At 54.8% G+C, this 19,282-nt stretch carries 21 protein-coding genes and 1 riboswitch; of the genes, 20 read left to right on the forward strand and 1 reads right to left on the reverse strand.

The genetic code is table 11. The features are described 5' to 3' along the window. The first annotated feature begins 196 nt into the window (after positions 1-196). The 6 genes from HPY58_08420 to HPY58_08445 all read left to right on the forward strand — a co-directional run bounded on the left by HPY58_08420 (position 197) and on the right by HPY58_08445 (position 3,832). The gene (locus HPY58_08420) at positions 197-688 is read left to right on the forward strand and encodes a hypothetical protein (GenBank protein ID NPV29659.1); all 492 of its coding nucleotides are present in this window, start codon (positions 197-199) and stop codon (positions 686-688) included. Positions 689-907: 219 nt separating this feature from the next. Next, the gene (gene ruvC, locus HPY58_08425) at positions 908-1,411 is read left to right on the forward strand and encodes a crossover junction endodeoxyribonuclease RuvC (GenBank protein ID NPV29660.1); all 504 of its coding nucleotides are present in this window, start codon (positions 908-910) and stop codon (positions 1,409-1,411) included. Beyond that, positions 1,408-2,010 (forward strand): Holliday junction branch migration protein RuvA, encoded by a 603-nt coding sequence (ruvA, locus tag HPY58_08430; GenBank protein ID NPV29661.1) that lies wholly within the window; start codon positions 1,408-1,410, stop codon positions 2,008-2,010. Before ruvC ends, ruvA begins: the two co-directional genes overlap by 4 nt. Before the next feature lie 7 nt (positions 2,011-2,017). Next, complete coding sequence (ruvB, locus tag HPY58_08435) at positions 2,018-3,073, forward strand: Holliday junction branch migration DNA helicase RuvB (GenBank protein ID NPV29662.1); 1,056 nt, start codon at positions 2,018-2,020, stop codon at positions 3,071-3,073. Continuing rightward, positions 3,070-3,612, forward strand: a complete 543-nt coding sequence (locus HPY58_08440) for an epoxyqueuosine reductase QueH (GenBank protein NPV29663.1) — start codon at positions 3,070-3,072, stop codon at positions 3,610-3,612. Before ruvB ends, HPY58_08440 begins: the two co-directional genes overlap by 4 nt. Beyond that, complete coding sequence (locus HPY58_08445; protein NPV29664.1) at positions 3,605-3,832, forward strand: DUF2905 domain-containing protein; 228 nt, start codon at positions 3,605-3,607, stop codon at positions 3,830-3,832. The genes HPY58_08440 and HPY58_08445 overlap by 8 nt, the downstream gene beginning before the upstream one ends. 935 nt (positions 3,833-4,767) lie before the next feature. Here the strand turns inward: HPY58_08445 and sigI are convergent. Then, on the reverse strand, positions 4,768-5,484 hold the full coding sequence (sigI, locus tag HPY58_08450) for an RNA polymerase sigma-I factor (protein NPV29665.1): 717 nt from the start codon (positions 5,482-5,484) through the stop codon (positions 4,768-4,770). A gap of 254 nt (positions 5,485-5,738) precedes the next feature. Between sigI and HPY58_08455 the strand changes: the two genes are divergently transcribed. From HPY58_08455 to HPY58_08520, 14 genes are all read left to right on the forward strand, one after another. Further along, complete coding sequence (locus tag HPY58_08455) at positions 5,739-7,184, forward strand: SpoIID/LytB domain-containing protein (GenBank protein ID NPV29666.1); 1,446 nt, start codon at positions 5,739-5,741, stop codon at positions 7,182-7,184. A 21-nt stretch (positions 7,185-7,205) separates the two neighbouring features. Further along, positions 7,206-8,234, forward strand: coding sequence for a tRNA preQ1(34) S-adenosylmethionine ribosyltransferase-isomerase QueA (gene queA / locus HPY58_08460; GenBank protein NPV29667.1), 1,029 nt, complete (start codon positions 7,206-7,208; stop codon positions 8,232-8,234). A 30-nt stretch (positions 8,235-8,264) separates the two neighbouring features. Next, positions 8,265-9,392, forward strand: a complete 1,128-nt coding sequence (gene tgt / locus HPY58_08465; GenBank protein NPV29668.1) for a tRNA guanosine(34) transglycosylase Tgt — start codon at positions 8,265-8,267, stop codon at positions 9,390-9,392. 74 nt (positions 9,393-9,466) lie between these two features. Then, positions 9,467-9,670, forward strand: coding sequence for a hypothetical protein (locus HPY58_08470; GenBank protein NPV29669.1), 204 nt, complete (start codon positions 9,467-9,469; stop codon positions 9,668-9,670). Then, entirely contained in the window at positions 9,667-10,110 is a 444-nt protein-coding gene (locus tag HPY58_08475; GenBank protein NPV29670.1) for a type II toxin-antitoxin system PemK/MazF family toxin, read from the forward strand. The genes HPY58_08470 and HPY58_08475 overlap by 4 nt, the downstream gene beginning before the upstream one ends. Before the next feature lie 81 nt (positions 10,111-10,191). Next, positions 10,192-10,851, forward strand: coding sequence for an HD domain-containing protein (locus HPY58_08480; protein ID NPV29671.1), 660 nt, complete (start codon positions 10,192-10,194; stop codon positions 10,849-10,851). 67 nt (positions 10,852-10,918) lie between these two features. Continuing rightward, complete coding sequence (secD, locus tag HPY58_08485) at positions 10,919-12,127, forward strand: protein translocase subunit SecD (GenBank protein ID NPV29672.1); 1,209 nt, start codon at positions 10,919-10,921, stop codon at positions 12,125-12,127. A gap of 20 nt (positions 12,128-12,147) precedes the next feature. Next, on the forward strand, positions 12,148-13,017 hold the full coding sequence (secF, locus tag HPY58_08490; GenBank protein ID NPV29673.1) for a protein translocase subunit SecF: 870 nt from the start codon (positions 12,148-12,150) through the stop codon (positions 13,015-13,017). Positions 13,018-13,063: 46 nt separating this feature from the next. After that, positions 13,064-13,249, forward strand: a riboswitch (cobalamin riboswitch). A 97-nt stretch (positions 13,250-13,346) separates the two neighbouring features. Further along, positions 13,347-14,417, forward strand: a complete 1,071-nt coding sequence (gene cobT / locus HPY58_08495; protein ID NPV29674.1) for a nicotinate-nucleotide--dimethylbenzimidazole phosphoribosyltransferase — start codon at positions 13,347-13,349, stop codon at positions 14,415-14,417. Between the two features lie 223 nt (positions 14,418-14,640). Next, a complete protein-coding gene (locus HPY58_08500) occupies positions 14,641-15,597 on the forward strand; it encodes a cation transporter (GenBank protein ID NPV29675.1) in 957 nt (318 codons plus the stop codon). A 49-nt stretch (positions 15,598-15,646) separates the two neighbouring features. Next, entirely contained in the window at positions 15,647-15,907 is a 261-nt protein-coding gene (locus tag HPY58_08505) for a LapA family protein (GenBank protein ID NPV29676.1), read from the forward strand. 73 nt (positions 15,908-15,980) lie between these two features. Next, positions 15,981-18,158, forward strand: a complete 2,178-nt coding sequence (locus HPY58_08510) for a bifunctional (p)ppGpp synthetase/guanosine-3',5'-bis(diphosphate) 3'-pyrophosphohydrolase (protein NPV29677.1) — start codon at positions 15,981-15,983, stop codon at positions 18,156-18,158. A gap of 12 nt (positions 18,159-18,170) precedes the next feature. Continuing rightward, positions 18,171-18,620, forward strand: a complete 450-nt coding sequence (locus HPY58_08515; protein ID NPV29678.1) for a D-tyrosyl-tRNA(Tyr) deacylase — start codon at positions 18,171-18,173, stop codon at positions 18,618-18,620. An 11-nt stretch (positions 18,621-18,631) separates the two neighbouring features. Beyond that, a complete protein-coding gene (locus tag HPY58_08520) occupies positions 18,632-19,252 on the forward strand; it encodes an MBL fold metallo-hydrolase (protein ID NPV29679.1) in 621 nt (206 codons plus the stop codon). Positions 19,253-19,282: the final 30 nt, after the last annotated feature.

The raw sequence follows: 19,282 nt of genomic DNA on the forward strand, positions 1-19,282 counted from the left end.
TTTGTCTCTTTTTGGTGAGTTGCCGCCCGTTTGCCCGCATCGGCGGCTTCCCTCTGTAAATAAAAAAACTCATTGCCGGCCAGGTGCGAACTGGTCTGGCCTTTAAAATCCTGGTATACTTAGCTTGAAACCTGACAGGGGGCATTCAGGATGAGCAAACTTGAGCGGAGGATTTTTGACTAGACCTGGGGCGTAGTTGATTACGGCCGCCCGCATCAAGAAACGCCGGAGCAACATCATTACAACGGAAGGGGTGAGTACCAGAATGGGCCCCGAGTGGGTGATTTCCGGTGTTCTGGCGAAGTCGGCGCGCCCGGGGCGGGAATTGGGTCGAGAGGCAAAGGTCCCCCGGGAGGTTGTTGACCGGTGGCTTGAAGTGGTGAGGGAAATGGGAGTCCGGTCCATCATCTGTTTGCTGGATGAGGACGATCTTGCCTGCTACTACGAAGATGTGCCCGGGGGGTTGCTGGACTACTACCGCCAGAATGCCTTCGGGGTGGCCCATCTCTCGATCGAGGATCCGGAGCACCACCCCGAGGGATGGGAGGCCCTGGAGAAAAGTCTCGAACAAGCCTGGCAGGTCTTTCAAGCCCTGCCCAAACCCGTTCTTGTCCACTGCAGCGCCGGGAAGACCCGGTCGCGTAAGGTTGCGGAATATATTTGCAAAAAAATTTCCTCTGAAGTTTAAGCTGAAGTTTGAGCACGGGCATGATTTTCTTAAACATGGTGTTCCCGGAGGCGAATGATTTTTCATCAGCGCGGAGAACTCCTCAAAGTGCCTGTACATCTCCTGGTGGTGTCCCTTGAGGGCTTTCCTGTCTCCCCGGTGGTTTTTTCTGGAAGCTTCCAGGACTTAAGCAGGAACAGGCGTTTCAGGAAAGAATTTAAACAAGAGGGAGGGATTGGCATGGTTATCCTGGGAATCGACCCCGGGGTAGTTTCAACAGGATACGGGGTTTTAAAAATCAAGGGGAGGCAGATCGAGATGATCGATTATGGTACAATAAAGGTTGACAGCAAAGGTGAATTTCCCTCCCGGCTGGCCGGTGTTTATAAAAGGCTGGAAGAAATTTGTGCCTGCTATCAACCGGACGCAATGGCGCTTGAAGATGTATTTTTTAACCGGAATACCAGGACGGCCCTTGCGGTCGGCCACATGCGGGGTGTGATTATGCTTGCTGCTGTTCACAGCGGCCTTGAGGTTTATACCTATACACCCCTGCAGATTAAGCAGGCGATTACGGGCTACGGGCGGGCCGGCAAGGAGCAGGTGCGGCGGATGCTGAAGATCATCCTGAAGCTTCCAGAACTCCCCCGGCCCGATCACGCCGCCGACGCCCTGGCGGCGGCCCTCTGCCACCATTACCTGCAGCAATACCAGGATCGGGTAACACTGGGGGAAGGCCGATGATCTCTTTTCTGCGGGGGAATCTCGTCTGCATCGAGGAAAACCGGATTACCCTTGATGTGCACGGGATCGGGTATGAAGTCTTCGTTCCTTCGGGTGTAATCGGGAGCCTTCCCTCTCCCGGGCAGGAGGTTGCGGTGCACACACACCTGTACGTCCGGGAGGAGTGCCTCCAGCTCTACGGTTTCCTCACTCCCCAGGACCGGATGCTTTTTCGTCTCCTGCTGAAGATACCCGGGATCGGCCCCCGTCTTGCCCTGACGATCCTGGATACCCTGCCGGGGGAAGAGCTTTTTTCCCTGGTCTCCCAGGGTGATCTTGAGGGGCTCCTCCGGGTCCCGGGAGTCGGAAAAAAGTGCGCGCAGCGGCTCATCCTCGAGCTTAAGGGGAAGCTTCCGGGCCAGCTTGCGCAAGGGGAGCAGGGAGGGCCCTCCTGCGCTCCGCCGGTTTTTGGGGAGGTTTCTCAGGCTCTTTTGGCTCTTGGCTACAGCCGTCAGGAGACCGACCAGGTATTAAAAAAATTAAAAGAAAGCAGATCAACTGCCTCTGCACCCGAACTTTTACGGGATGCCCTCAGGGTATTAGGCAAGGGGGAGGAGTAAAGGCGTTATGGAGGAGAGAATTGTTTCCGCGGCGCGCCTGCCGCAGGATGGGGAAGGGGATATTTCCTTAAGACCTCGCCTGCTCCGGGATTTCATAGGGCAGTCCCAGATCAAAGAAAACCTCGAGGTTTTTATTCGTGCGGCAATCATGCGCGGGGAGGCGCTGGACCACGTCCTGCTTTATGGGCCGCCTGGTTTGGGCAAGACCACTCTTGCCCACATCATCGCCCAGGAACTGGGGGTGCGTCTTTACCCCACTTCGGGGCCGGCTCTGGAGCGCCCGGGCGACATGGCAGCACTTCTTACGAATCTTGAACCCAACGAAGTCCTTTTTATAGACGAGATTCACAGGCTGCCCCGGGTTGTGGAGGAGATCCTTTACCCCGCCCTCGAGGAGTTCCGCCTTGACATCATCATCGGAAAGGGGCCCGGAGCGAAGTCCCTTCGGATCGACCTTCCTCCTTTCACCCTGGTCGGAGCAACCACGCGGGCGGGACTTGTCAGCCTGCCGCTCCGGGATCGTTTCGGGATTATTTTGAGGCTTGACTACTACCCAAAGGAGGATCTCTTTCAGATCGTGACCAGGGCCGCCTCTCTGCTGGGGATCGAATTGGAGGAGGAGGGGGCCTGGGAAATCGCCGGAAGGGCGCGGGGGACCCCCCGGATTGCAACCCGCCTCTTGCGCCGGATTCGTGATTTTGCGGAGGTTGCAGGCACCAAACGGATTTCCCTGGATCTTGTAAGGGCGGGCCTGGAGCGGCTGGAGGTTGATGAGGCGGGGCTCGATAAGGTTGACCGGATTCTGCTGACAACGGTCATCGAGAAATTCCAGGGGGGCCCGGTAGGCCTGGATACCCTGGCCGCCGCGGCGCGGGAGGAGCCCGGAACCATCGAGGATGTTTATGAACCTTATCTTCTGCAGATGGGTTACCTGCAGCGGACGCCCCGGGGCCGGGTGGCAACTCCCTCCGCCTACGCCCACCTGGGCATCAGCTACCCGCATTCGGGGGCATCCCCTTCCCTTCGGCAGGCAGCTCTTTTTCCGGAGGAGAATAAAAAATGAAGGTTTTACTGCACGTTTGCTGCGGACCCTGCGCGCTTTACCCTGTTCAGGATCTCCGCAGACGGGGCTATCCAGTTACCGGGTTTTTTGCCAACCCCAATATCCATCCCTACCAGGAGTATTTTAGGCGCCGGGAAGCCGCCCGGGAAATGGCCCGGCAGCTTGAACTTCCTCTTTGCTTTGAGGAAGATTACCGGCCTGAGGTCTATTTCCGGGAAGTCGTTTTTCGCGAAGCGGAGCGTTGCCGTTTTTGCTACCTGTTGCGCCTGAAAGAAGCCGCAAAACGCGCCCGGGAGGAGGGTTTTGAGGGTTTCACCACAACCCTCCTGGTGAGCCCGTGGCAGAAACATGAGCTGATCCAGGAGGCTGGAGAGGAGGCTGCGCAGGAGTTCAAAGTCCCCTTTCTTTATTTCGACTGGCGGTCCGGCTACCGGGAGGGCCGGCGCAAGGCGCGCGAGATGGGCCTCTACAGCCAGCAGTACTGCGGGTGCCTTTTCAGCGAAAGAGAACGGTACGCAGAGGTGAGAAAGAATGGATAACCTCGCGGCAATTGCGAAAATGTTGATGGTCTTCGGAGTTCTCCTTTTTTTGGGCGGAGGCTTCCTCCTCTTATTGGGCAAGATCGCGCCGCTGGGCAGGCTGCCCGGGGATCTTTTTGTGCAGCGGGGAAATTTTACCTTTTACTTCCCGCTTGTTACCTGTTTGCTCTTGAGCCTCCTTCTGACCTTGTTCCTCAATTTGTTCTTCTGGCGCCGCTGAAATCCCGGTCGGAGGCGCGACACGTTCCTGCGCGGCGCGCCCGTTTTCTTCTGAATCTTCTGAATGGGGCAGCAACGGAGTCTTTTCCTTTGAAGGTTTAACCTTCTCCTCCCCCGGCGGGAGTGAAGGGAATTGTTTCCCGGTATTTCCTGAGGGTTGGCGGCCCGGGGAGTCCGGCTGCCCGGAAGGAACAGCCTGGAGGAGATGGTTGAGAGCATCTTGATGTTTCCGGGTCAGGATTGACCACTTTTCTTCCCTCAACTCCGGAAGAGAAATTGTTATCCCTTTTTTTTGAGCTTCCAGGTGCAGGAGGTACCTGCCCGGCGAAATTCTTTTTTGTTGGGCTTCCACCCGGACCCGGGGGGAAATTGCTTTGACCTGATAGGGCACGGAAACAGGCTGGGCCTCCAGCACCCGGCTGATGGTCTCCATCACTTGAGCCTGGAATCCGGGAGGGATTTCTTTTGCCCGGCCCGGGGTAAAAGTGCAGAGCACGGGTTCGGGCGACTCGGGTTTCAGCCCTTTTGCGAGGATGAGGGTCAGCCCCTGTTTGAGATCGCTGCCCCGGAGGGCCAGTTTGGCAATCAGAGCTTCCCCCTCGCGATTTAAAGAACGGGCTTTAATAATTTCACCCTTCTCGTTAAGAGCAAGCTCAAGGCTGGGCCCGAAATCCAGGGAGACATAAGCGGCAGCCTGAGGAAGAAAAGTCCAGAAAAGCTGCCAGGTGAGCAGAGCAACCAGGAGGGCCGCTGCAAGGCTTGCCAGGCGGAGGTGCCTGGCCGGCCCGGGTCTGCAGATCACCTCGGCGCCGGGACGGTTCTCCGGAAAAGCATAGGGCACCCGGATGAATTCCCCGTCCGGCGTCAGAATGATGCTGGAACGGGATTCTTTTTTCACCAGCATTCCTTTAATTTCTCCCATAATGAACTCCTCCCTCAGGATGTCGGGGCTTGCGAGGCTTTGAGATAAGAAGCAAGGTAAATGTACTCATCAGACTTACGGTAGATTAAAGCCAGTCCGATAATATATGGACGGTGTTTCTCCAGGGTTTTCCGGCTGATGTTGCCCAGGTTGCAGAGCGCCTGAACGGGAAGGCGCTTCTGGGCTTGGAGATACCGGAAGAGCTCCCCGTCCCCGGCCAGGGTTCTGGCAATTTTCTGGAGAAGCGCCCGGGAGTCGCGGTGTTTGGGCGAAGTTCGGACGAGGTCTTTGAGTTCCACCCCATATGTTTTCAGTTCCTCTTCGTACTGGAGCAGTTCTTCCTCCCGTTCCCTTGCTGCAACCTCCTCCGCGAACTTTTCCCATGCGTTCTCCTTTTCCCCTGGCAGAAGTTCGGCTTCAAAGTCAAGATTGGTTAAACTCGAAGCGCGCTCCCGAGCTTCGCGCCGGAAGAAATCAACCAGGCGGCTCCTGATGACGAGCCTGGCGTACGCCAGGAAGGGGACCCCGTATTTAAGCTTAAAACTGTCAATCGCCTCGTTGAAGGCCAGGAGGGCGATTGAAAGCTCGTCATCTTCTCCCCAGTTCAGGTGTCTCTTGCAGATTGAACTGGCGGTTTTATGAATAAAGGGTTGGTGGGCTTCGAGCAATTGATTGCGCATCCGGAGGTCTCCGTTTTTTGCCTGGAGGACCTGTTCGTCAATCAGCCCCATGGCTGCACCTCACCCAGGGTTTCTTTGTTTAAAGTATAAACCACGCGAAAAAGGTATGGCTACTGTTTTTGCATACCGGTTGGGGGCAGGGGGCCTGGCCGGTTGCACCAGAATCGCGAACAGCTCTTTTGTTTTAAATACGAGGAAAGCGGCTTTTTTCGGGGAGGAAAGAGGGGAAGTCTGGGAGCAGGATTTTAAAAATCGGTTGCAGAAGTTAAAGGTGAAATTCACCAGCAAATAAGGATGGGGTGGAAATGGAGATGCGGAGGGAACACCTGGCCCTGTTCTGTCTCTTTGTGCTGACTGCCATCTGCATTTTCGCGAATCCCGACCGGGCAGCGGCCGCGGAAGCCCCTCTCATCCGGGTCGCCCTTGATGAGGGGGTTCCGGCTGCGGTGTTCAATGTGGTGCAGGGGGGTTATGCTCTGGTTGACGGGGCCTCAGGCATTTCCCTGGGCGCTCCTGCGCCGGGCGAGACCTGGTCCGTGACCGCCTCCGGGACCGCGCTTTTGGTTCAGGGGGGCGGCTTAACGAGGGCCGAGCCCTTTCAGGGACCCCTCCTCTTGCAGGCAAAAGAGAAGGAGCAGCTCAATCTCTTTGCATACAAGGGGGTCCAGTACCGGGGGGACCTGGTTGTGCAAAATCTCGGCGGCAGGCTCCTGGTGGTTAACCTGATCGATCTCGAGAGATATCTTTACGGTGTGGTGGGAAGAGAGATGGGAGGGGGAGCTGCTCCTGAGGCGTACTGCGCCCAGGCGGTTGTTTCCCGTTCTTATGCCCTTGCTATGAAGGGCCTCAACCCCTGGTATGATGTGGGGAAGGACGCAGCCACCCAGGTTTACGGTGGATACACCGGGGAGGCTGCATATGCCGTAAACGGGAAAAACCCTGTCGTGGAAGCGGTGGAGAGAACGAGGGGGGAGGTGCTTGAATATCTTGGTACACTGGTGAGGGCGTTCTTTCATGCCAATGCCGGGGGTCACACCGAAGATTCGGAGAACGTCTGGCTGGAGGCCCTTCCCTATTTGAGGGGCGTCCCCAGCCCGGCTGACGCCTACGCGGAAACTTACGGGAGTTGGGCCGCCGGCACCTACCGCTGGACGAAAACTGTGGAGCGGAAGGATTTGGAGGCAAAGCTGGGTATCGGCAGGATCAGGGAGATTCGGGTCTCCCGCTGCCGCACCACGGTGACCCGGGATCCTGTGACGGGCAAGTTGCGCAGGGAGTTTCTCCCGGGAACGCGCACCGTCTCGGGAAGGGTGACCGAAGTTACGATTATCGGGAGTGAAGGGGTGAAGAGTTTTTACAGAGATGGAATCCGCGCCCCCTTCGGCCTTAAGAGCACCCTGTTTGATCTTTCTTTTGAAGGAGGCCTCCGGGTCTTGAACGCACAGGGGGAGGTGCAGGCCCTTGCGGAGCCCGGGGTCTGGATCCTGAGAAAAGGGGACCGGCTGGTTTCTTTCCAGGATCGGGGAGACTTTTGCGTGATCGGCCGGGGGGGCAGGCTGAACTCTTCAGGCAGCTCGTTTGAAAGGCTGGTCTTTGCCGGGCGGGGGTACGGGCATGGAGTGGGTTTGAGCCAGTGGGGAGCGCGGGGCCTCGCGGTTCAGGGGTATACTTACCGTGAAATCTTGGAACTTTATTATAATCAGGGAAAAAACAACGGGAACCTCCAAATTGTCGGGAATTATGGATTCTGATACCGGGGAGATTTGCTTCTTGTGAAGGTAAGCGATTTCGACTACTATCTTCCTCTGGAACTCATTGCCCAGTACCCTGCCCCCGAACGAGAGGGCTCCCGTCTCCTTGTTTTATTTCGGAACACCGGTGAAATCCTCCACACCGTTTTTTCGGCGGTGCCGGACTATCTCGCGCCCGGCGATGTCCTGGTGCTTAACGAGACCAAAGTATTTCCCGCGCGCCTGATCGGAAGGAGGGCCGACACCGGGGGGCGGCTGGAAGTTGTGCTGTTAAATGAGAAGGAGCCGGGCCTCTGGGAAGCGCTGGTGCGGCCCGGGCGCCGCGCCCGTCCGGGTCTGACCCTGGTTTTTGGAGATGGGGAGCTTCAGGCGGAAGTAGGGGAGCGGACGGAAGCGGGGGGGAGGATGCTGAAATTTTCCGATGCCTCTGCTTTTTGGGAAAAACTGTTCCGAATCGGAGAGGTCCCTCTTCCTCCCTATATCAAGAGAAAACCTGAAAAAATAGACCAAGCGCGGTATCAAACTGTTTACGCCCGGGTGCCGGGTTCAGTTGCCGCGCCTACGGCAGGACTCCACTTTACTCCCGAATTGCTTCACAAGATTGAGCAGAAAGGGGTTCACCTTGTCCGCACGCTGCTCCACGTGGGCTTGGGAACCTTTCGTCCTGTCCGCGTCGAAGAGGTAGAGAGGCACCAGATGCACGCGGAATACTGGAAGCTGGAAGAAGGGGCGGCGAGCCTGATCAACGCGGCCCGGAGGCGGGGAAGCCGCGTGATTGCCGTCGGCACCACCGTGGTGAGGGTCCTGGAAACCGCCGCTGAGGGTGATTATGTAAAAGCCGGCGAAGGCTGGACGCGCCTGTTCATCTATCCTGGTTACCGTTTTCGCATCATCGACGGACTGATTACAAATTTTCACCTCCCCCGTTCTACCCTTTTGATGCTTGTCTGCGCCTTTGCGGGGCGGACGCGCGTCCTGCACGCCTACCAGGAAGCCGTAGCTCGCAGGTACCGTTTTTTTAGCTACGGTGACGCAATGTTAATTATCTGAAATTTTTGCTTCCGTGAGGGGGCTGCCCGGATGGGGTCGTTTCATTTTGAGGTGCTCAAAAAATGCAGGAAAACCGGGGCGCGTCTGGGAAGACTCCACACCGCAAGGGGGATTGTCCACACCCCGGCGTTTATGCCCGTTGGCACCCAGGCGACAGTCAAAACCTTGACTCCGGAAGAGGTAAGGGATCTGGGTGCGGAAATGATTTTGTGCAATACCTACCACTTGTATCTGAGGCCGGGGCCGGAGGTTATCCGGGCGGCCGGAGGACTGCACCGCTTTATGAACTGGAGAGGGCCCATTCTAACCGACAGCGGCGGGTATCAGGTCTTCAGCCTTGCCCCCCTGCGGGAGGTGAGCGATGAAGGTGTTCACTTCCGTTCTCATCTTGATGGTTCGCACCATTTCCTCAGCCCCGAAAAGGTGATGGAAGTTCAGGCAATTCTTGGTTCCGATATTGCGATGGTCCTTGATGAATGCCCTCCTTTTCCGTGCTCTTACGAGGAAGCCTTGAACGCCGTGGATCGAACAACACTCTGGGCGGAAAGGTGCCGCCGCGTTTCGCCCCCTCCCGGCCAGGCGGTTTTCGGAATCGTACAGGGGAGCGTCTTTCCGGAGCTGCGCTTAAGGTCTGCCCGCGCCCTGACCGCGCTCGATTTTGCAGGTTACGCAGTTGGCGGGCTCAGTGTGGGGGAACCGAAAGACGTGATGTACGAGATTCTGGAATATACTGTTTCTTTTCTTCCTGAGGATAAGCCCAGGTATCTGATGGGTGTGGGAAGTGCGGATTGCTTGCTGGAGGGGGTTTTCCGGGGGTTTGATCTTTTTGACTGCGTCCTGCCGACCAGGGTGGCGCGCAACGGAACGGCCCTCACTGCCTGGGGCAAGGTTGTCGTCCGGAACGCGGAGTATGCGGACGACTTTCAACCTGTAGAGCCGGGGTGTGGCTGTTATACCTGCCGGAATTTTACAAGGGCTTACCTGAGGCATCTTTTTAAAGCGGGGGAAATTCTGGGCCACCGTCTCCTGACGATCCACAACCTTTACTTCACCCTGAATCTTATGAAGAGAATCCGCCGGGCTCTTTGGGAAGATCGTTTTGAAGAGTTGCGGGAGGATTTTACGAATCGGATAATTCAACAAAATAACCGGAAATGAGACAAATGCCGCGGCAGGAACGCCTGAATTCTTGTCCAATATATGGTAAAAAGCCTGCCAAGGAGTTGATCAGGGTGGAGATTGGGTTGAGACCTGGTTGGAAGAAGATCTTAAAAGCCTGGCAGTTCTGGTGCCTGGAGGAGATCCGGAAAAGACGGTTGAAGTCTGATTACTTGAAGATCGCGCGCTTTTTGAGCGGTGCTCAAGATTGCTGGAAAGATGGAGAAAACAGACTTCTTTTGAAGATTGTCAGGGATGCAGGGGAGGGGCGGCGGTGATCGTTACCAGGGACGGTTTCTACATCGAACGGGGCGACATTTTCCTGATAGAACTGGGAACCGACGGGAACGGGGAGAAAATCAGGCAGCCCGTTCTCGTAATTCAGAACGACATCGGCAACCGCTTCTGCAATTCGGTAATCGTTGTCCCCCTTTATCCCAACCTTCAACTGAAGCACCTTTTGCTGGGAGTGGTTTTAGAAGCAGGAGGGGGCGTCGGTCTGGCGACGGATCATGTGGCCCTGTTTACCCAGATAAGAACTGTAGACAAGGCATGCTTTCGGAGAGATAATTTTTTAGGACACCCTGATGCTCAGGTGATGGCTCGGGTTGACGAAGCCATTAAGTTGAGCCTGGGCCTGAGCACGATTCAGCGTTTGCAAACCAGGCAGCAGCTTTTTCAGAAGTGGCGGATGCAAACGAGAAATAAAGTGTGCTGAAGAAAGGATTCTGCTGATAAAGGGCGAATATTATGCTCTGCGATCTTGGGTTCACGAGGAGAAGAGGAAGTGCATAAGCATCTGGTCACATTAGATGATGTTAAAAAGGACAGCTGCGTGGATACCCTGATTCGCGTGGGAAATGAAAATCTGGGAATTATGGGGTACACCGAGCACGGTTTCCGGCACCTGAATCTGGTGGCCAGCATCGCTTACAACGTTATGAAAAGGTTGGGCTACCCCCAGCGGGAGGCCGAACTGGCTGCCATTGCGGGGTACCTTCACGATATCGGAAATGTTGTGAACAGGAACGGTCACCACTGGTCGGGAGCCGTTCTTGCTTATTTTATCTTGAACAGGCTGGGAATGGATCCCGAAGAGGTCAGCACAATTGTTGCTGCCATTGGAAACCATGACGAGCAGACAGGACAGCCCGTCAGCAATGTCGCGGCTGCCCTGATTCTTGCAGATAAGTCCGACGTCCACCGGACGCGGGTCAGGAATCCGGAGCGCAGCAGCTTCGATATTCACGACCGGGTCAATTTTGCTGTTGAGCGCTCTTTTTTGCGGGTTGAAGAAGGAAAAAGGGCGATCATTCTGGAATTAGAGATCGATTCCAGGGTCAGCCCTGTAATGGACTACTTTGAAATCTTTCTCACCCGCATGCTGATGTGCCGGCGCGCTGCCAATTTTTTAGGTTGCAGGTTTGGCCTTCAAATAAACGGGAACAGACTCCTTTAAACTGGGGGAAGGTGAGGAAATTGTGAAAGCAAAAGGAACCGGGGAAAAGGCAGCCCCCATCAACTGGCTGGAAACGGGGAAACTTTTGTTCCTGGTGCTGCTCATCCTCTGTGTTGCTGTTTTTTCCGCGAGGCCCCTGGCAGCGCAGCTGCAGAGGCGTTTGGGGCTCGATCTCAAGGGAGGCGTTCATGTCGTTTACGAGGCGGTTTCCACCCCTGATGCTCCTGTGACTTCGGATTCGATCACCAGGCTCATCGGCATCATCAGGAACAGGGTCGATGCCCTGGGTGTTACCGAGCCCCTCATTCAAAAAGAAGGCGCGAGGCGGGTTGTGGTGGAATTGCCGGGAGTCAGGGATCCGGAGGAGGCAGTTCGCTTGATCGGGCGCACCGCCCATCTGGAATTTAAAACCGAGGACGGGAAAACCGTTCTGACGGGAAAGGATCTGAAAGATGCCCGTGCCCAGTTGAACCCTAACACAAACGAACCCGAGGTTCTCCTGAAGTTTAACAAAGAAGGGGCAAGAATTTTCGGTCAGGTCACAACGGCAAATGTCAAAAAGAGGATCGCCATTTACCTGGATGATAGACTCTTGACTGCTCCTGTTGTGGATGAGCCGATTACAACGGGCGATGCGGTGATCAGGGGAGGGTACCAGACCCTGGAGGAGGCCCAGCGGGAGGCGGTTTTATTGCGCTCCGGCGCTCTCCCCGTCAAGGTTAAATTGATGGAAAAGCGGAGCATTGGGCCTCTTTTGGGAAAGGATTCTCTGGATCGGAGCCTGCGGGCCGGGATCATCGGGGTTGCGCTCATTTTTATCTTCATGGTGCTTTATTACCGGCTCCCGGGTCTGGTCGCCGACCTTTCGCTGATCGTTTACGGCTTGATCGTAATCGGGGTTTTCCTTTTAATTAAAGCAACACTCACCCTGCCGGGAATTGCCGGTTTCATCCTCTCCGTCGGGATGGCGGTGGATGCCAACATCATTATCTACGAGCGCCTCAAAGAAGAGTTAAGAACGGGAAAGACTCTCCGTGCTGCGATTGACGCCGGCTTCCACCATGCCTTCCGCACCATTCTGGATGCCAATATTACGACTCTGATTGCGGCGGCAGTGCTGTACTACTTTGGTAGCGGTCCCATCCGGGGTTTTGCCGTGACTTTAAGCATTGGTATTTTAACCAGCATGTTTACAGCGATCACATTCACCCGTTTTGTTTTGCATTCGATCGCGCGGTCGCGGCTGGTGCTGAATCCTAAGGCTTACGGTGCCTGATTTGGGGAGGCTCAGATTTTATGAATTTAATCAAACTGCGCAAGTTCTGGTATCTCCTCTCGCTCCTGGTAATTATTCCAGGGTTGCTCTCTTTTTTTGCAAAGTGGCATGTTCTGGGGAAGCCGCTGAATTACGGGATTGATTTTACCGGGGGGAGCCTTATTGAGATCAGGTTCCAGCGCCCCGTGAATTCAGGGGAGGTCCGGGCCGTGCTCTCTGAACTGGGTCTGGCCGAGGGTGGCAGGGTCCAAACCACTGCCGGAAATGCAGTTCTCATCCGCACCCGTGACCTTACCCAGGAGGAGAGCGACAGGCTGCTCAAAGGCCTGGAACAGAAGGTGGGAGCCCTGGAGCTGTTGAGGAATGAAAAGGTTGGGCCCGCGATCGGCAAAGAACTCAGAAATAAAGCCATTTTATCTCTGGTAATTGCCTTTGCTTTGATGATCATTTACATCACAATCCGGTTCGAGTTTCGTTTTGCCCTGGCAGCAATTGCCGCCCTGCTGCACGATATTCTGGTGACGGTAGGTCTGGTTTCCCTGCTCTGGCTGGAGGTGGACGGCGCCTTTATTGCCGCCCTTTTGACCATAGTGGGTTATTCCATTAACGATACTATTGTCATCTTCGACCGGATCCGGGAAAACCTGGCCCAGCGGAAAAAAGAACCCCTTGATGAAGTGATTCACAACAGCATCATCCAAACCCTGGCCCGCTCCATCAACACCGTCCTGACCGTAATCTTCTGTTTGGTGGTGCTGATCATCTTCGGGGGAGTGACGATCAGGTCCTTTATGGTGACAATGCTGATCGGGGTGATCAGCGGCTGCTACTCATCGATCTTTAACGCCAGCCCCTTGTGGTACGATCTCCGGCGCCTCACCGGATCTTGAAATTTACTGGTGGTTGTGTTATTCTTACGTGGCAGGGAAAAGTGGAGAGATGAACAGGGCGACAGGTGCCCGCAAGACGGGAGAATAGGGAATCAGGTGAAAATCCTGAGCGGTCCCGCCACTGTAAGCAGGAACAAACCCAGGGTAGCCACCGGGCCGGCCCACCGGCCTGGGAAGGGTGGGGGAGGATGAACTGCGAGCCAGGAGACCTGCCTGTCAGCCGGATTTCCCTTACGGGATAAGGGAAAAACTGCGGGATGATGGCAAAGTCCCCAAACGGAATGGTTGGGGACTTTTTATGATGCTTTTTTATGATTAATTTTTTTAACATGGGAGGGTTTGCTTTGCTGCTGGAGAGCACGATTGGGAAGATCGGAGAAATCTGTGACGAGGCGCGGGCGAAGGCGCGGGAGAGGCTGGATCAGCTCACAAAACCCCGGGGGAGCCTGGGGATGCTGGAGGATGTGGCAGCCCAAATTGCAGGGATTACGGGGCAAAGCTTGCCCCGGCTTGAAAACAAGGCCGTCATCGTCATGGCGGGGGACCACGGGGTGGTGGCAGAGGGGGTAAGCGCCTATCCTCAAGAGGTAACTCCTCAGATGGTGCGGAATTTTTTAAGGGGCGGAGCGGCCATCAACGTCCTGGCGCGGCAGGCCGGCGCCAGGGTTGTTTGTGTGGATATGGGGGTGGCCGCGCCTCTTGACGAACCAGGGCTGATTAACCGTAAGATTGCCCCCGGTACGAAAAACTTTATCTCAGGTCCTGCCATGACGCGGGAGGAGGCGAGGGCGGCCGTTGAGGCGGGGATTGAGATCGCAAATCAGGCCATTTCAGAAGGGGTGAATTTGCTGGCAACGGGAGACATGGGGATCGGCAACACAACCCCCAGCACCGCGATTTTGGCCGCCTTTACGGGTTTCCCTGTTCCTTTGATTACCGGGAGAGGAACGGGGTTGGATCAGCCTGGGGTGCAGCGGAAGGTGGAAGTGATAGAGCAGGCTTTAAAGGTGAACAACCCCGACCCCCGCGACGGTCTGGATGTTCTGGCAAAAGTAGGGGGTTTTGAAATCGGGGGGCTGGCCGGGGTGATCCTGGGGGCTGCTGCGGCCCGCGTTCCGGTTGTGATAGATGGTTTCATCTCCGGGGCGGCTGCGATGGTTGCCCGCTCCCTTGCACCCCGCGCGGTTAATTACGTGATCGCCTCACACCTTTCCGAGGAGCCGGGTCACCGGGTTATGCTGACGTGGTTGGGGATAAAACCCATGCTGCAGATGCAGATGCGTCTGGGTGAAGGAACAGGAGCGGTGCTTGCCTTTCACCTGGTGGAGGCGGCCTTGAGAATTCTGCGGGAAATGGCCACCTTCGGCGAGGCCGGGGTAACAGGAGAGATGGTTGTTTAAGGGGGGGCCTTGAGAAAAATTTTCATTTAGTTGTGGCGGTCTGGAGGGGTGTGTTAGAATTTAAAAGACAAAGTCAGGCTGGATTTAGCTTATCCAGCCGGGCTCTTCAGGAGCAGCGGGTTTTCGGAGAACCCCGTGGGACTTCATCAAGAAAAAAGGAACTTGGTGAAGTCCCTTTTTATATGAGAAAGATGGCCAAAAGTTTGGAAAGGTGGTCTTGATTGTGAATGTATATGAAAAGGTAAGGGTGGCAAGGCTCTCGGTTTTTTCCAATACCCTGCTCGTTCTTTTTAAGCTGGTAGTAGGATTGATGATTAATTCTGTAAGTGTGCTTTCAGAGGCAATTCATTCCGGGCTGGATCTCCTTGCCGCCCTCTTCGCCCTCTTTGCCGTGCGTCAGAGCGGGAAGCCGCCTGACGAAGAGCACCAGTTCGGGCACGGCAAGTTTGAAAATGTGGCGGGAGTTCTGGAGGCGGTTCTGATCTTTCTCGCGGCGGTTTGGATTATCCGGGAGGCAGTTCAGAAGCTTTTCTCAGGGGCGCATGTGGCCGCTCCCCTCTGGGGTTTGATCGTGATGGGGGTGTCGGGGGGCGTCAATCTCATAGTTTCCTCGGTGCTTATGAAAACCGCACACGCCACGGACTCCGTTGCTTTAGAGGCAGATGCCTGGCACCTCAGAACAGATGTTTATACCTCTCTGGGAGTGGCTGCAGGGTTATTTCTCCTGTGGCTCACCGGGTTTCAAATATTTGACCCCCTGATTGCGATCGGTATTGCCCTGTTAATTGTTAAGGCATCCTTCGATTTAATTGCGAAAGCCCTTCTCCCTCTTCTGGATACCAAGCTGCCGCCCGAGGAAGAGAGAATTATTAAAGAAATCATCAGTCGGTACGGGCGGAGCTACGTGAGTTTTCATAAACTGCGAAGCCGGAAGGCGGGTTCAGAGCGCCATATTGACCTTCATCTTGTGGTCCCTCAAAACAGGAGTGTTGCTACAAGCCACGAACTGTGTGATGAAATTGAAAAGGCTATTCGTGAAAGGTTTGCGGATGTTCATGTTTTAATTCACGTTGAGCCCTGCCGGAGAGGGGACGTCTGTTTAACCTGTCCGGAACGCTGTGAATTGTTTCCGTGTCCGGGCGGCGGTTCTGAAAGGAATTTGCCAAAAGAGGGAGAATAATTTCGGGTAAAGCTTTGCTTTGAAGCGGCAGCCTCTGGAGGGTGATGAGATGCAGCGTTATACGATTGGGGTCCTTTTGTTTGCCCTGCTGATCTCGATTTTTGCGGTGCAGAACGCAGGCCCCGTCAGGATTAAGCTTTTTTTCTGGACGGTTCCCGAGATCCCCCTTGTCCTGGTGATTTTAGGAACGACCTTATGCGGGCTCGTTGTCGGGATTTTGCTCGCCCGTTTTGCCCGGAAAAGGGAAGCCCCTCCACGCGCCTCCTTTTCCAAAACCAGGGAAAGAACGAGAGATGAGGATGTTTCTTGACAAAGTAGTTAGAAAAAACATACGATAATCAAAAAAAGCGCTGATTTAGCAAGATTCGGGGGGTGGCAAAGGGATGAGCCTGCAGCGGCTCCTGGCAAAAATTGAGGGCTACTATCCTAAATTTGACGCGAGGTTGGTCGAGAATGCCTATTTTTTTGCCCAGGGCGCCCATGCCGGTCAATTTCGCAACTCCGGAGAGGCTTTTATCCATCACCCCCTGGAGGTTGCCTGTATTCTGGCCGAACTCGAGCTTGATTTGACAACGATTGTTGCCGGCCTTCTTCACGATGTTGTGGAGGACACCCGCGTTACCCTGGAAGAAATCGAGGCCCAGTTCGGCCCGGAAGTCAGTTTTCTTGTTGCGGGTGTCACGAAGCTGGGAAAAATCGAATACAAGTCCAAGGAAGAGACTCATGCGGAAAACCTGCGCCGGATGTTCCTGGCGATGGCGCGGGACATCCGGGTGATTTTGATCAAACTCGCAGACCGCCTTCACAATATGCGCACTTTAAACCATCACCCCGTTCCAAAGCAGCGTGAAATTGCCCAGGAAACGCTGGAAATTTTCGCACCTCTCGCCCACCGCCTGGGGATCTACAAGATCAAGTGGGAGATTGAGGACCTCGCCTTTCGGTATCTGGAGCCCGAAAAGTATTACGATCTGGTAGAACGGATCAAGAAAAAACGCCGGGAGCGGGAGGATTATATTAATCTTGTCATTGCAAAGCTCCGGGAACAGCTGGAGGAGGCGGGGATTACGGCGGAAATTTCGGGAAGGCCGAAGAACTTTTACAGCATTTACCGGAAGATGGTTGATCAGGGGAAGGACCTGGCAGAAATTTACGACTTAATTGCGGTAAGGGTTATTGTGAATACGGTCAGGGACTGCTATGCCACCCTGGGAATTGTTCATACGATGTGGAAGCCAATTCCGGGGCGGTTTAAGGATTATATTGCGATGCCCAAGCAGAATATGTACCAGTCTCTCCATACCACGCTGGTGGGGCCCCTGGGTGAACCTTTTGAGCTTCAGATCAGGACCTGGGAAATGCACCGCACTGCCGAATACGGGATCGCAGCCCACTGGCGTTATAAGGAGGGAGGACGCCCCTCAGACCCCCAATTTGAAGAGAAATTATCCTGGCTCCGGCAGATTCTGGAATGGCAGCACGACTTGAGAGATGCCAGAGAGTTTATGGAATCCCTTAAAATAGATTTATTTTCAGATGTTGTTTTTGTTTTTACCCCGAAGGGAGATGTCATCGAGCTTCCGGCAGGTTCGGTCCCGATTGATTTTGCCTACCGGATCCACACCGAGGTCGGTCACCACTGCATCGGAGCCAAAGTAAACGGGAGGATCGTGCCCCTTGATTATAAATTAGCCAACGGAGATATTGTAGAAATCCTTACCTCAAAACAAAGCAGCGGTCCGAGCCGGGACTGGCTCTCGATTGTTAAAACTTCCCATGCAAAAAATCGGATTCGCCAGTGGTTTAAAAAAGAAAAAAGGGAGGAAAACATCTTAAAGGGGCGGGAGCTTCTCGAGAAAGAGGTCAGAAGGATCGGCGCCGAGCCTTCGGATTTCTTCAAGCTCGAAGTAATGGAAGATCTCGCCCGGCGCTTTGGTTTCCAGAGCGAAGACGACCTGTATGCCGGAATCGGTGACGGAGCGGTTACCGCCTCCCAGGTTGTGGGGAAAGTCCGGGATGAACTCCGCAAAAAGGAAGAGGCGCAGCCCGTTCTTTCGATTTCCGAACCGCAGCTTTTGGCTAAAATTCCCGACCGTCCGAGACCGGTGACGACGGGAATCAAAGTAAAGGGAGAAAGAAATCTTGCCGTCCGCCTTGCCCATTGCTGCAACCCCTTGCCCGGCGATCAGATTATCGGTTATATTACTCGGGGGAGGGGCGTCTCCGTTCACCGGGTAGACTGCCCGAATATTGCTTATTATTACAGTGATGAAACGGAGCGGCTGATTGAGGTGAACTGGGATGAGGAAGCTCCGGCAACCTACCAGGTCGAGATTGAGGTCAAGGCCTTTGACCGGCCGCGCCTGACCACGGACATCATGAATACCATCGCAGATACAAAAACCATCATTAATGCGGTTAATGCCCGCGCGAAGAAGAATAAAATGGCTCTGGTTACCTTAAAGATCGAGATCCGGGACCTCGACCACCTCTACACCATTATGCAGAAGGTAAGCCGCGTGAGCGACGTCCTCGAGGTTCACCGGGTTGTGCCTTCGTGAGGGTGGATTTCTGTGCGTGCCGTTGTCCAGAGGGTGAGTCGGGCCTGGGTAAAGGCGGGGGGAAAGGAAATCGGTTCAATTGGGCGCGGTCTTGTTGTTCTGGTCGGGGTCGCGGGGGATGACGCGGTTGAGGACGCCCATTATTTGGCGGAAAAAGTCTTGAATTTAAGGATTTTTCCTGACCAGGCAGGAAAGTTTAACTATTCGGTGAGGGACCTGCCGGGGGAAATTCTGGTTGTTTCCCAGTTTACTTTATTTGGGGATTGCCGCAAGGGAAGGCGCCCCAGCTTTGCGGAGGCGGCGCCGCCTCCGGTTGCCCTTCCGTTGTATGAAGAATTTTTAGATGCACTCTCCAGAAGCGAGATCCGGATCGTTACGGGAGAGTTTCGGTCTGCGATGGAGGTTGGAATCGTCAACGATGGTCCTGTAACCATTCTCCTTGATAGCAAAAAGAAATTTTAGGAGGTTGCAAAATGGTTGTCAAATGCCTCGCGGTTGGCCCCATGCAGGCCAACTGTTATCTTGTCTGGTGCGAGGAGACAAAAGAAGCCCTGGTGATCGATCCCGGGGGAGAGGGAGAAAGGATTTTGGCAGAAATTAAGAGGGAGCAGCTTCAGGTTCGGTACATTGTAAATACGCACGGGCATGTGGATCACATCGCGGCCAACCGTGAGGTTAAAGAGGGAACGGGAGCCAGGATCCTCATCCATTCCGAGGATGCCCCTCTCCTCACCAGCCCCAATTTAAATCTTTCAATCTATGTAGGGATTCCGGTTCAGGGCCCCCGCGCTGACATGTTGCTCTGCGAAGGCGAGGAAATCACCGTAGGAAAACAGGTGAGGTTGAGTGTGCTCCATACCCCCGGCCATACCCGGGGAGGAATTTGTTTGAGCGCCGGTGACGCCATTTTCACCGGGGATACTTTGTTTGCAGGATCGATCGGGAGAACCGATTTTCCCGGCGGTTCTTACCAGGAGCTTCTGAATTCCATTAAAAGCAAGATTCTTCCAAATCACGACGATGTTGTAATCTACCCGGGGCATGGCCCCACTTCAACGGTAGGTTACGAGCGAAAGCATAATCCCTTTCTTTGATTAAACTTGTTGCAAGATGTGGCGGAAAGG

It is taken from the genome of Bacillota bacterium, assembly GCA_013177945.1.
Classification (GTDB): Bacteria; Bacillota; DSM-12270; order Thermacetogeniales; family Thermacetogeniaceae; genus Ch130.